Origin of the sequence: Cribrihabitans pelagius (genome assembly GCF_048820915.1) — a bacterium.
Taxonomy (GTDB): Bacteria; Pseudomonadota; Alphaproteobacteria; order Rhodobacterales; family Rhodobacteraceae; genus Cribrihabitans_A; species Cribrihabitans_A pelagius.
This window is the reverse complement of record NZ_JBMERR010000010.1, coordinates 83254-95485: the sequence shown is the minus strand read 5'-3', so window position 1 is coordinate 95485 and position 12232 is coordinate 83254. Positions and strand designations below refer to the sequence as shown.

Below are 12232 nucleotides of genomic sequence, written 5' to 3'. Positions count from 1 at the left end.
ACCGCCTTTGCGGCCGGATTCGGCACATTGCGTCCACAGGACGGCCGCAAATCCTGCGGAAAGTGCCACCGGGACGCACGGGGCGTGCATGGTGACAGGCCGCGGGGGATGTGATGAGCGAACAGACTGATATTCCGGCCGGCCGGGGCCGCGGCGGAGCCGGTGCAGGCCCAGGCGGGAATTCAGGCGGGGACATCGCCATTGTCGGCATTGCCGCCGATGTGCCGGGCGCAAGCTCGGCCGGGGTCTTCTGGCGCAACCTGCGGGAGGGCATCGAGTCGATAGAGCATCTGGACCGCGACGCACTGCTGGCCGCCGGCGAACGGCCAGATCTCCTGAGCGATCCGAACTACGTGCCCGCCACCGCGCGGATGCAGGGGTTCGACGAATTCGACGCCGAGTTCTTTGGCTTCAGCCCCAAGGAAGCCGCCATCCTCGACCCACAGCACCGCAAGTTCCTGGAGGCCGCCTGGGGCGCGATGGAGAACGCGGGCCACCCGCCGGAAAACATCAAGGGACCGATCGGCGTCTACGCGGGCTGCGGCATGGGCAGCTATTTCTACTTCAACCTCTGCTCCAACCCCGCGCTGGTGGAGGACGTGGGCATGTTCCTGCTGCGCCATACCGGCAACGACAAGGATTTCCTGTCGACCCGGGTGAGCCATGTCTTCGGCCTCACCGGGCCGTCGGTGAATATCCAGACCGCCTGCTCGACCTCGCTGGTGGCGGTGCATTATGCCTGCAAGGCCCTGCGCGAAGGCGAATGCGATATGGCGCTGGCGGGCGGTGTCACCATCGAGCTGCCGCAGGGACGCGGCTATGTCTACAAGGAAAACGAGATCCTGTCGCCGGACGGCCATTGCCACGCTTTCGACCACCGGGCGCAAGGCACCGTCTTCGGCTCCGGCGCAGGCGCAGTGGCGCTTCGGCGGCTGGAGGATGCCGTTGCCGATGGCGACCATATCTGGGCGGTCATCAAGGGCTCGGCGGTGAACAACGACGGCTCGGACAAGGCAGGCTACCTCGCGCCCTCGGTCAGCGGCCAAGCGAAGGCGGTGCGGCAGGCGCTGGAAGCCGCGGGCACCCCGGCGGAGAGCATCGGGTATGTCGAATGCCATGGCACCGGCACCTACCTGGGCGACCCGATCGAGATGGCCGCCCTCACCGAAGCCTACCGTGCCACGACGACAGGCACCGGCTTCTGCCGCATCGGCTCGGTCAAGACCAACATCGGCCATCTCGACACCGCCGCCGGGGTGGCAGGGCTGGCGAAGACCGCGCTGGCGCTGCACCACAAGGAAATCCCGCCTTCCCTTGGCTTTGAGGCGCCCAATCCGGCGATTGATTTCGACAGCTCCCCGTTTCGGGTAAACGCCTCGCTCACGCCGTGGCAGACAGGTGACTCCCCGCGCCGCGCCGGCGTCAACGCGCTGGGTGTCGGCGGCACCAATGCGCATGTGATCCTTGAAGAGGCGCCCGCCCGCTTGCCCTCGCAGGAAAGCGACTTCCCGTTCCAGATCCTGTGTCTCTCGGGTCACAGCAAGGCCGCGCTGGAGGATAACACCCAGGCGCTGGCGGCCTGGCTGCGCGCCAACCCCGAGGCCGATCTGGCCGATGTGGCCTTCACCCTGAAGGAAGGCCGCCGCGGCTTTGCCAAGCGCCGGGTGCTGGTGGCGGAAAGCGTGGAAGCGGCCGCCCGGATGCTGGAGGACAGCGATCCGCGGCAGGTCTTCAGCCATGAGGTGCTGGGCGGTGCGCCCGAGGTCGTCTTCATGTTCCCCGGCGGCGGCGCGCAATATGCGGGCATGGCGCGCGACCTTTACGAGACCGAGCCGGTCTTCGCCGAGTGGATGGACCGCGGGCTGGAGCATCTGCAGAAGAGCCTCGATTACGACATCCGGGCGGTCTGGCTGCCCGAGCCGGGGGAGGAAACGGCGGCGGAGGCGCGGCTCAAGCAGCCCTCGGTGCAATTGCCGCTGATCATGATCGCGGAGTTTGCGCTGGCGCAGCTGTGGATGAGCTGGGGCGTGAAGCCGGCCGCGCTGGTGGGCCATTCGATGGGCGAGAACACTGCCGCCTGCCTTGCGGGTGTGATGGCGTTCGAAGACTGCATCGACCTGGTTCTGTTGCGCGGGCGGCTGTTCGACAGCGTGCCCGCGGGCGGGATGCTGTCGGTGGCACTGCCGGTGGCGGAGGTTGAGGCGCTGTTGGGCGAAGATCTCGACATCGCCAGCGTCAACGCGCCGGAGCTGACCGCGGTGTCCGGCCCTGACGGCGCGCTGGAGCGGCTGGCGGCGGAGCTGACCGCGCGCGGCATCGAACACCAGCGTATCGCCATCGACATCGCCGCCCATTCGCACATGCTGGACGGAATCCTTGACGACTACCGCGCCTTCCTCGCCGGGCTTGACCTGCACGCGCCGGGGCTGCCGGTGATCTCCAACCGCTCCGGCGCGCCCTTGACGGCCGAGGAGGCCGTGAGCCCCGACTACTGGACCGCCCAGCTGCGCCACCGGGTGCTGTTCGGCGCCTGTATTGGAACGCTCTCGCAAGCGCCCGGACGGGTGTTCCTGGAGGTGGGCCCCGGCAACGCGCTGAGCGCGCTGGCGCGGATGGCGCCCGCGGTGCAGCCCGGCCAAGTGCTGAGCTCGCTGCGCCATCCGGACCATCGGGTTATGGATGATGTGCATTTCTTCGGCGTGATCGGGCGGCTCTGGGCTTGCGGGGTCACAGCCGATTGGGACCAGATCTGGGGCGGCGCGCGGCGGCACCGGCTGCCGCTGCCGGGCTATGCCTTCCAGCGCAGCCGCTATTTTATCGAGCCGGGGAAACCGGCAGCGGAGGCCCCCTCTGCCCCCGCACGGCTCGAGCGGCTGGACGATTGGGGCTACCGCCCGGTCTGGCGGCCGCGGCTGGCCGATTGCCCGCTGGACGTTGCGGAGGAGCTGGGTGAGGCGCCGCTCACCTGGCTGATCTTCAAGGATGACGCAGGCCATGCCGCCCGCGCCGCGGGCCACCTGGAGGCGGCGGGGCACCGGGTGGCGCGGGTGCACGCGGGCGACACCTACGCGAGGCTCGCCCCGGGCTCTTACGTGCTGCCGCCGGAACAGGGACGGCCGGCCTATGCGGCACTGCTGAACGATCTGGCGGAGGACGGGCTGCTTCCGGACCGGATCGGGCATTTCTGGCTGGTGACGGAGGGCGAGCACTTCCGCCCGGGCAGCTCCTTCTTCGACCGCAACCTGGAAATGGGCTATCACGCGCTTCTGGCGCTGGCGCAGGAGCTGGGCAGCATCGAGCTGCCCGGGCCCGTCCATATCTCGCTTTTCACCACCGGCGCGGTCCAAGTCCGGGAGGAGCCGCTGCCCTCTCCGGAGAAGGCGATGGCCGCGGCGCTGGCGCGGGTGATTCCCCGAGAGCTGCCGAATGTGACCTGCGCCGCTGTGGATATCGAGCTGCCGCATCCGGAGGCGGGGCTATTACCCTTTTTAAGAAAATCGCAACCAGAAGATATCACCCCCCGGCTGCTGGAAGAGCTGCTGGCCGAGCCCGCCTGCAGCAGTGCCGCCTGGCGCGGCGGCAAGCGGTTCGAGCTGGACTGGCGCAAACTGGAATTGCCCGAACCCCAGGCGGATGCGCAGCCCTTCCGCGAGGGCGGGCATTACCTGATCACCGGCGGCTATGGCGGAATTGGGCTGACCATTGCGGAGCACCTTATGCGCGCGCATGGCGCGAAGGTCACGCTGCTTGCGCGCGAGGGGCTGCCGCCGCGGGAAAGCTGGGACCGCATCCTGCAGAACCACGGTCCCGGCAGCCGCCAGGCACGGCGCATCGGGGCGGTAAAAGCGCTCGAAGGCTTGGGGCGCGGCGCGGTGATGCCGCTGGCGGCGGATGTCTGCAACAGTGGCGGTCTGGCCGCCGCAAAGCAGGCGGCGGAGGCGGAATTCGGGCCGGTCACCGGCGTGATCCACGCCGCAGGGGTCATTGCCGACGGGCCGCTGCTGGCCAAGACCGAAGCCGAGGTTGAGCAGGTTTTTGCCCCGAAGATCAGCGGCTTGCGCGCGCTGGAGGAGGTCTTCCCGGACGGCCGGCTGGAAGTCATGGTGCTGTTCTCCTCGACCTCCGCGGTGACCTGTCCTGCGGGCCAGGCGGACTATGCCGCCGCCAATGAATACCTCAACGCCTATGCCAGACACCGGGCCGGAGGCCGCACTAAGGTGGTGGCCGTGGACTGGGGCGTCTGGGCCGATACCGGCATGGCGGCGGAGGCCTTGGAGGGCCGCGCTGGCGCCGCATCCCTGCCCGCGCCGGAACCTTGCGCGCAGCCGCTTCTGCGCCAGCGCGGCTTTGATCTGGCGGGCAACCGGCTCTATACGCCGCGCTTTGACGCGGGCACCGACTGGCTGCTGGACGAGCACCGCACACGCCAAGGCACCGCGGTGATGCCGGGCACCGGATACATCGAGCTTGCGGCCGAGGCGCTGTCCGATCTGGGGGGGACGGCACCGTTTGAGATACGCGATCTCTATTTCCTGAAACCTATGGTTGCGCCGGGTGACGCGGCGCTGGAGGCGGTGCTGCGGCTGGAAGCTGTCGAAAATGGTTATGAACTTTCCGTTTACAGCAAATTACCGGATGGTTACGCTTACAACTGTCAGGCTATGCTGGCCATCGCGGCGGTGGCAGAACGCCCCGCTGCACTCAACCTGAACGAGATAGCCGCCCGCTGTCCGCAGGTGTCAAGACCAGAGGCCGGCCGCCTGCGCTCCCCGCAAGAAGATCACCTGAACTTCGGCCCGCGCTGGCATGTGCTGGAGCGTTGCGCGCTGGGAGATGGCGAAGGCCTGGCGGCGCTCTCTCTGCCTGCCGCCGCCGCCGGGGACGGCGCGGTTCTGCATCCGGGACTGATGGATCTCGCCACCGGCTGGGCTATGGAGCTGATCCCGGGCTATGACCGCAGCGCGTTGTGGGTGCCAGTCTCATACGATTGCATCCGCGTCTTTGCGCCGCTGGGGGACGAGATCCGCAGCCACGTCCGGCTGATGGAGGCCGAGAGCGGCGCGGCGCGGTTCGATGTGACTCTCACGGCACCTGACGGCGCGGTTCTGGTGGAGATCACCGGCTTTGCAATGCAGCGGCTGGCGGGCGGAATTGAGGCTGGCCGGAGCGCAGTTGCAGCCGACGCCAGCGCCGCCGGTCTGGGGCTGGAGCCGGGCGCGCGGAGCAAACCGCTCTCGCCCGGGGAGCGGCGCTTGCAGGCCAATATCGCAAACGGCATCCGCGCGGCGGAGGGCGGCCCGGCCCTGGAGCGCGCGCTGGCGGCGGGATTGCCGCAGGTGGTGGTCTCCTCGCTGGACCTGCCCGCGCTGATCGAGCAGGCCGCCACTGGCACGCCCGCGCAGGACGACAGCGCGCAGAGTTTCGAGCGCCCGCAGCTCGACACCGGCTACGTGGCGCCGCGCAACCCGGTCGAGGAAGAGCTGGCGGCGCTGTTTGCCTCCTTGCTGGGGGTGAGCCAGGCGGGGGTGGAGGACAGTTTCTTCGACCTCGGCGGCCACTCGCTGATCGCGGTGCGGCTGTTTGCCCAGATCAACCGCAGCTTCGGCGTGGATTTCCCGCTGTCGCTGCTGTTCGAGGCGCCCAGCGTCGCCGCCCTGGCTGAGCGCATCATCGCGCGCACCGGCGGCAGGGTCACGGCCAGCACGGACCCGGCAGGCACAGACCCGGCAGGCACAGACCCGGCCGGCACTGCGGCGCAGGACAGGGGCGGCGCGCGCCCGGATCATACCCATCTCGTGCAGCTGCACGCGGGCGACGGCACCGGGCGGCGGCCCTTCTTCCTGGTGGCGGGCATGTTCGGGAATGTGCTGAACCTGCGCCATCTTGCGCTGCTCGTGGGCAGGGACCGACCGGTCTACGGCCTGCAGGCCAAGGGGCTGACCGGAGGCGAGACCCCGCACGACCGCATCGAGGATGCCGCCGCCAGCTGCCTGGAGGAGATCCGCGGGATCCAGCCCGAAGGCCCCTACCTGCTGGGCGGGTTCTCGGGCGGCGGCATCACCGCCTATGAGATGGCGCAGCAGCTTAAGGCCGCGGGACAGGAAACCGCTGCGCTGATCCTGCTGGACACGCCGCTGCCCCGGCGCCCCGGCCTCAGCCGCCGCGACAAGGCGCTGATCAAGCTGGCAGAGCTGCGCCGCAAGGGGGCGGGGTATTTCGGTGAATGGGCGCAAAGCCGCCTCGCCTGGGAGATCGCCAAGCGCCGGGCGGAACCGGCGGAAGGCGGCGCGCCTGCGAGCTTCAACAACCGCGGCGTGGAGCTCGCTTTCCGGGCGGCAGTGGCAGCCTATGACCTCAAACCCTGGGAGGGTCCGATGACCCTGTTCCGCCCAGCCCTGGACCGGCACTGGCAGGTTTCGGACGGGCAATGGGTCAGCCGGGCGCGGGAGTATGTCTTTGACGACAACGGCTGGCGCCGCTGGGCCCCTGCGGTGGAGGTGGCCGAGGTGCCGGGCGATCACGACAGCATGGTGCTGGTGCCGAACGTCAGCGTGCTGGCGGCGGGTGTGAAGGCGCGGCTGGATGCGGCGGATGCGGAGCATCGGGCGGCGAAGCGGTCTGGCATGGTGCGGGCAGCGGAGTGAGCAGCATGGCAAACCAGCGGATCCTCACCATCATCCTCAACTTCCGCACGCCGGAGATGACTCTGCAGGCGGCAGAGGCCGCGCTGCGGGAGATGGCGGAGCTGCCGGGCGAGGTCCTGGTGATCGACAACGGCTCGGGCGGCAGCTCGATGGAAGACCTGCACGCCGGGGCCATGGCCCGCGGCTGGCTCGGCACCGGCCGGTTCCGGCTCATGCAGTCGGCTCGGAACGGCGGCTTTGGTGCGGGCATGAACCTCGGGATGCGGGCGGGGCTCGCGGATGGCACGCAGCCGGATTTCTACTACTTGCTGAACTCCGACGCCTTCGTGCAGCCGGGGGCGATCCGGACCTTGCGGGACTTCCTGCGCGACCGCCCCGGTGCCGGGCTTGCGGGGTCCTACGTGCGCGGCACCGATGGCGCGCCGCACCGCACCGCCTTCCGCTTCCCCTCCATCGCGGGGGAGTTCGAGGCCAGCGCCCGCACCGGCCTCTTCACGCGCCTGTTGCGCCACAAGGTGGTGGCGATGGAGATGCCGCAGGCGGAGGTGCAAGTAGACTGGACCGCGGGCGCCAGCCTGATGATCCGCCGCGAGGTGATCGAGGCAGCGGGCGGCTTTGACGAGGCGTTTTTCCTCTATTTCGAGGAAACCGACCTTTGCCGCCGCGCCGCCCGCGCGGGCTGGCGCACCCATTATGTGCCCGCAAGCGAGGTGGCGCATGTGGGCTCGGCCTCCACAGGCATGAAGGGCTGGCAGCGCACGCCGCGCTACTGGTTCGACTCGCGGCTGCATTATTACGTGAAGAACCACGGCCGCGCCTATGCAGCGGCGGCAACGCTGGCGCAAATTGCGGGCGGGCTGATTTACCGGCTGCGGCGGCTGGTGCAGCGCAAGCCGCAGGCCGATCCGCCGCATTTCCTGCGCGACCTCTGGCTGCACAGCTTGCGGGCTGCGTTTGGCCCCCGCCAGCGCGCAACTCGCACCGTACTTCCGCGAGCAAAGGAGCAGAAATGACCCGGTTTTCCTCTGTCCTCATCGGCAATGAATCCCTGTTGATTGCTTCCGCCGAGGCGCTGCTGGCGCGCGGACATGACATCCGGGCGGTGGTCTCGCAGGATGCGGCGATCCGGGACTGGGCGGCGGGCAAGGATCTGGCAGTTCTGGCGCGGGCGGCGGAAATCCCTCAGGGCTTTGACTGGCTGCTCTCGATCGCCAACCTTGCGGTGCTGCCGGAGGAGGTTCTGGCGCGCGCAGGCAAGGGCGCGGTCAACTTTCACGACGGGCCGCTGCCGCGCTACAGCGGGCTCAACACGCCGAACTGGGCGCTGATCGAGGGCGCGCGGGAGTATGGCATCGCCTGGCACCTGATCGGAGGCGGGGTGGATGAGGGCGATATCCTGGCCAGCCGCCGCTTTGACGTGGCGGAGGAAGAGACGGCCCTCAGCCTCAACTCCAAATGCTACGCGGCGGCAATGGACAGTTTCGGCGAAGTGCTGGACCAGCTGGAGAGCGATAGCCTGCGGCGGCGGCCTCAGGACCTGAGCGCGCGGCGCTATTACGGCAAGGCGCTGCGGCCTGCCGCCGGGGGGATGCTGGATTTCAACCGCCCCGCCGCGGAGCTCGCCCGGCTGGTGCGAGCCTTGGACTTCGGCACCTACTGGAACCCGCTCTGCGCCGCCAAGCTGCGTATCGGCGGCACTGTGGTGCTGGCGGGCGCGGCGCGTGTGGCGGCGGGTCACGGCGCGCCGGGCAAGGTGCTGGCAGCTGACCGGGACAGTCTGACTGTCGCCGCCGGGCACGGCGCGCTGACTGTCTCGCGGCTCTCTACGCCCGCAGGCGCGCCATTGGCCGCTGACCAGATCAGCCAGCCTGGCGATATGCTGCCTTTGCTTGAGCCCGCCGAGGCAGGGGAGATCGCCTCCCGGCTCGCCGCCGCCCAGCGCGGCGAAGGCTATTGGCGGAAGGCTCTGGCGGCGATGCAGCCCGCTGCAGTCCCGCTGACGGCAGAGACCGGAGAGACCGGCATGGCCCGCCGCCCCATTGCCCGCCCCCCCGGTCTGGACGACGCGCAGACAGTGGCTGCTGTGCTGGCCTGGGCGTTGCTTGGCAGCGGGGCCGAGGCGGCGGATGTGGCGCTGGCGGCGGAGGGAATGGCGGCGCTGCCGGGCCTGGTCTCGGGCTGGGTGCCTGTGCAGGCAAGGCGCGGGGACAGCGTGGCCGGGCTTATTGCACGCGCGGCCGAAGGGCTGGAAAAGGCCCGCGCCTACGGCGGCTTTGCCGAGGATCTTGTGGCCCGCGCGCCGGAGATCGCGGCGCAAAAGATGCCGGAAATCGGCTTGCGGCTAGGCCCGGAGGCGCCGCTTGCAGGCTGCGTGGCGACACTGTGCCTTGCCGGCGGCGCGCTGACGCTGGCCGCGGACAAGTCCCGGCTGAGCGGCATCGCCGTGGACTTGCTCGCGGACCGGCTGGAACTCCTGCTCGCCGCCCTCGCGAACTGTCCGGACCAGCCGGTGACCGCTCTGCCCCTTCTGCCGGAAGCCGAACGCCACCTGCTGCTGAAGGCTTGGAACGACACCGCCGCAGACTACCCCGATGACCTCACCATCCACGCCGCATTCGCGGCGCGCGCGCAGGAGACGCCGGATGCGGTGGCGCTGGTGTTCGAGGACCAAAGCTTCTCTTACGCCGACGTCAACGCCCGCGCCAATGCGGTGGCGCATAAGCTGCGCGGGATGGGCGTGACACTCGGCACCCGCGTGGGCCTCTGCCTGCGGCGGTCGCCCGACATGGTCTTTGCCACGCTTGGCATCCTCATGGCAGGCGGCGCCTATGTGCCGATGGACCCGGCCTACCCGGCGCGGCGGCTGGCGCATTTCCTGCAGGACAGCGGCGCGGAGGTGGTCGTCACCAGTGCGGCGCTCGCTGCCAGCCTGCCGCTCTCGGGCGCGGCGGTGCTGGAGGTTGAGTGCATCGCCTTTGATTCGCAAGCTCCGCAGGCAGGTAGCGGTGCGAGCGGGCAGGATCTGGCCTACGTGATCTACACCTCGGGCTCCACCGGCCTGCCCAAGGGCGTGATGGTGCGCCATGCCAATGTGGCGAACTTCTTTGCCGGCATGGACGCGCGCATCCCCCATAACGAGGGCGATGCCTGGCTTGCGGTCACCAGCCTGTCCTTCGATATCTCGGTTCTGGAGTTGTTCTGGACCCTGACCCGCGGCATCAAGCTGGTGCTGTCGAGCGACGAGAGCCGCCTGGAGCTGTCCAACGGGCCAGTCGCTCTGAGCGGCCGGGGGATGGACTTCAACCTGTTCTACTGGGGCAATGACGACGGGCCGGGGCCGCAGAAATACCGCCTGCTGCTGGAAGGCGCGAAGTTTGCCGACGCGCATGGCTTCAACGCGGTCTGGACGCCCGAGCGGCATTTCCACGCCTTTGGCGGCCCCTACCCCAACCCTTCTGTCACCGGCGCCGCCGTGGCGGCGGTGACGCAGAACATCGGCGTGCGCGCAGGCTCCTGCGTGGCGCCCTTGCACCATCCGGCCCGCATCGCCGAGGAATGGGCGGTGATCGACAACCTCACCGCTGGGCGGGCGGGCATCGGTTTTGCTTCGGGCTGGCAGCCGGACGATTTCATCCTGCGGCCGGAAAACACGCCCCCCGCCAGCAAGCCCGCGCTGTTCGAGGCGATAGACACCGTGCGCAAGCTGTGGCGCGGCGAGGAGGCCGCGTTCCCGCGGCAGGACGGCAGCGAACATGCCGTCATCACCCAGCCGCGGCCGGTGTCGAGGGAGCTGCCGGTCTGGGTCACCACCGCGGGCAACCCGGAAACCTGGCGGGAGGCCGGGGCGATCGGGGCCAATGTGCTGACGCATCTCTTGGGCCAGAGCGTCGGGGAAGTCGCGGGCAAGATCGGGATCTATCACGACGCCCTGCGCAAGGCGGGCCATGATCCGGCGGACTTCAAGGTCACCCTGATGCTGCACAGCTTCCTGGCGGAGACCCGCGAGGAGGCCCGCCGCATCGCGCGCGAGCCGATGAAGGATTACCTGCGGGCCGCTGCCGGGCTGATCAAGCAATACGCCTGGGCGTTTCCGGCCTTCAAGAAGCCTGAAGGGGTGAAAAACCCGTTCGAGATGGACCTCGGCATGCTGTCGGAGGCGGAGCTGGAAGCGATCCTGGATTTTGCCTTCGAGCGCTACTTCGAGGACTCGGGGCTTTTCGGCACCGTAGAAGACGCGTTGCTGCGGGTGGAGGAGCTGAAGCGCATCGGCGTGGATGAGGTCGCCTGCCTGATCGACTACGGCATTGCGCCCGATATGGTGCTGGAGGGGCTGAAGCCGCTCGCCGAGGTGGTGCGCCGGGCCAATGCGCCGCAAACCTTGGAGGCGGGGGATTTCTCGCTTGCGGCGCAGATCGTGCGGCACGGGGTAACACATCTGCAATGCACGCCCTCGATGGCGCGGATGGTCGCGGCGGACCGCGATGCGGCTGCCAGCCTTGGGCGGCTCTCGCACCTGCTTCTGGGCGGGGAGGCGCTGCCCGGCGATCTGGTCGAGGCGCTGCGCGACTCCGCCGGGGCGGCGGTCCTCAACATGTACGGGCCGACGGAGACCACAATCTGGTCCACGGTGGAGACGCTGGAAGCCACCCCAGCAGGCACCGCCCCCATCGGCCGGCCGGTTACAAATACCTTTGCCTATGTACTGGACGAGGCCGGCAACCTGATGCCCGCAGGCGCGGCCGGGGAGCTCTGCATCGGCGGCGCCGGGGTCACCGCAGGTTATTGGCAGCGCGAAGAACTGACGGCGGAGCGTTTCCCCGAAGACCCCTTCCACGGCGGGCGGATGTACCGCACCGGCGACCTCGCGCGCTGGGACGCATCGGGGCGGCTGCACTATCTGGGCCGCAGCGATCATCAGGTGAAGATCCGCGGCCAGCGCATCGAGCTCGGTGAGATCGAGGCGGCGCTCGCTGCCTGCCCCGGTATCACCGGCGCCGTCGTGGTTCCGGGCGGGGCGGACGGCGATCAGCGGCTGGCCGCTTATGTCACCGCAGAGTCACCGGTAAGCCAAGCGGCGCTGAAGCGGGCGCTGGCGGCGCAGCTTTCGGAGGCGATGGTGCCCGCGCATATTGTGATCCTGGAGAGCTTCCCGCTGACCCCGAACAAGAAGATCGACCGTAAAGCCCTGCCCGATCCTCAGCCCGCCCGCGCCGCCGCGCCCGCCGAGCGTCCCGCGGGCGGCGCGCAGGCGCGGATTGCCACGGTCTGGAGCCGTATCCTCGGCGTCAGCGGCATCGGCGCCCAGGACAACTTCTTTGCCCTTGGCGGCCATTCGCTGCTGGCGGTGCAGGCGCACCGGGAGTTGCGGGCGGAACTGGATGCGGCGCAGCTGTCGATCACCGACATCTTCCGCTTCCCGACGCTGGCGGGGCTGGCGGCGCATATCGAAGGGCTTGCAGGCGCCCCGGCAAATGCGGAACAACAGCCCAAGGCGGCGGCAGCAGAAGCTGCTTCTGAACCCGACCGCGCCGGGGTAATGGCGAAGCGGCGGGCAATGCGGGCGAGCCGCAGGACGCGGACCGGGTGAC

The 12232-nt window shown here is 69.2% G+C and carries 3 protein-coding genes; all 3 read left to right on the top strand.

Features of this window, described 5'->3' with window-relative positions:
• The first annotated feature begins 113 nt into the window (after positions 1-113).
• Genes ACOHX0_RS10850 through ACOHX0_RS10840 form a run of 3 tightly spaced genes read left to right on the top strand, consistent with a single transcriptional unit; the run spans position 114 to position 12231 of the window.
• On the top strand, positions 114-6644 hold the full coding sequence (locus ACOHX0_RS10850) for a type I polyketide synthase (protein WP_420676701.1): 6531 nt from the start codon (positions 114-116) through the stop codon (positions 6642-6644).
• Between the two features lie 5 nt (positions 6645-6649).
• Positions 6650-7657: a glycosyltransferase family 2 protein gene (locus ACOHX0_RS10845; protein ID WP_420676700.1), complete on the top strand. Its 1008-nt coding sequence runs from the start codon at positions 6650-6652 to the stop codon at positions 7655-7657.
• A complete protein-coding gene (locus ACOHX0_RS10840) occupies positions 7654-12231 on the top strand; it encodes a MupA/Atu3671 family FMN-dependent luciferase-like monooxygenase (protein WP_420676699.1) in 4578 nt (1525 codons plus the stop codon). The genes ACOHX0_RS10845 and ACOHX0_RS10840 overlap by 4 nt, the downstream gene beginning before the upstream one ends.
• Position 12232 lies beyond the last annotated feature (1 nt).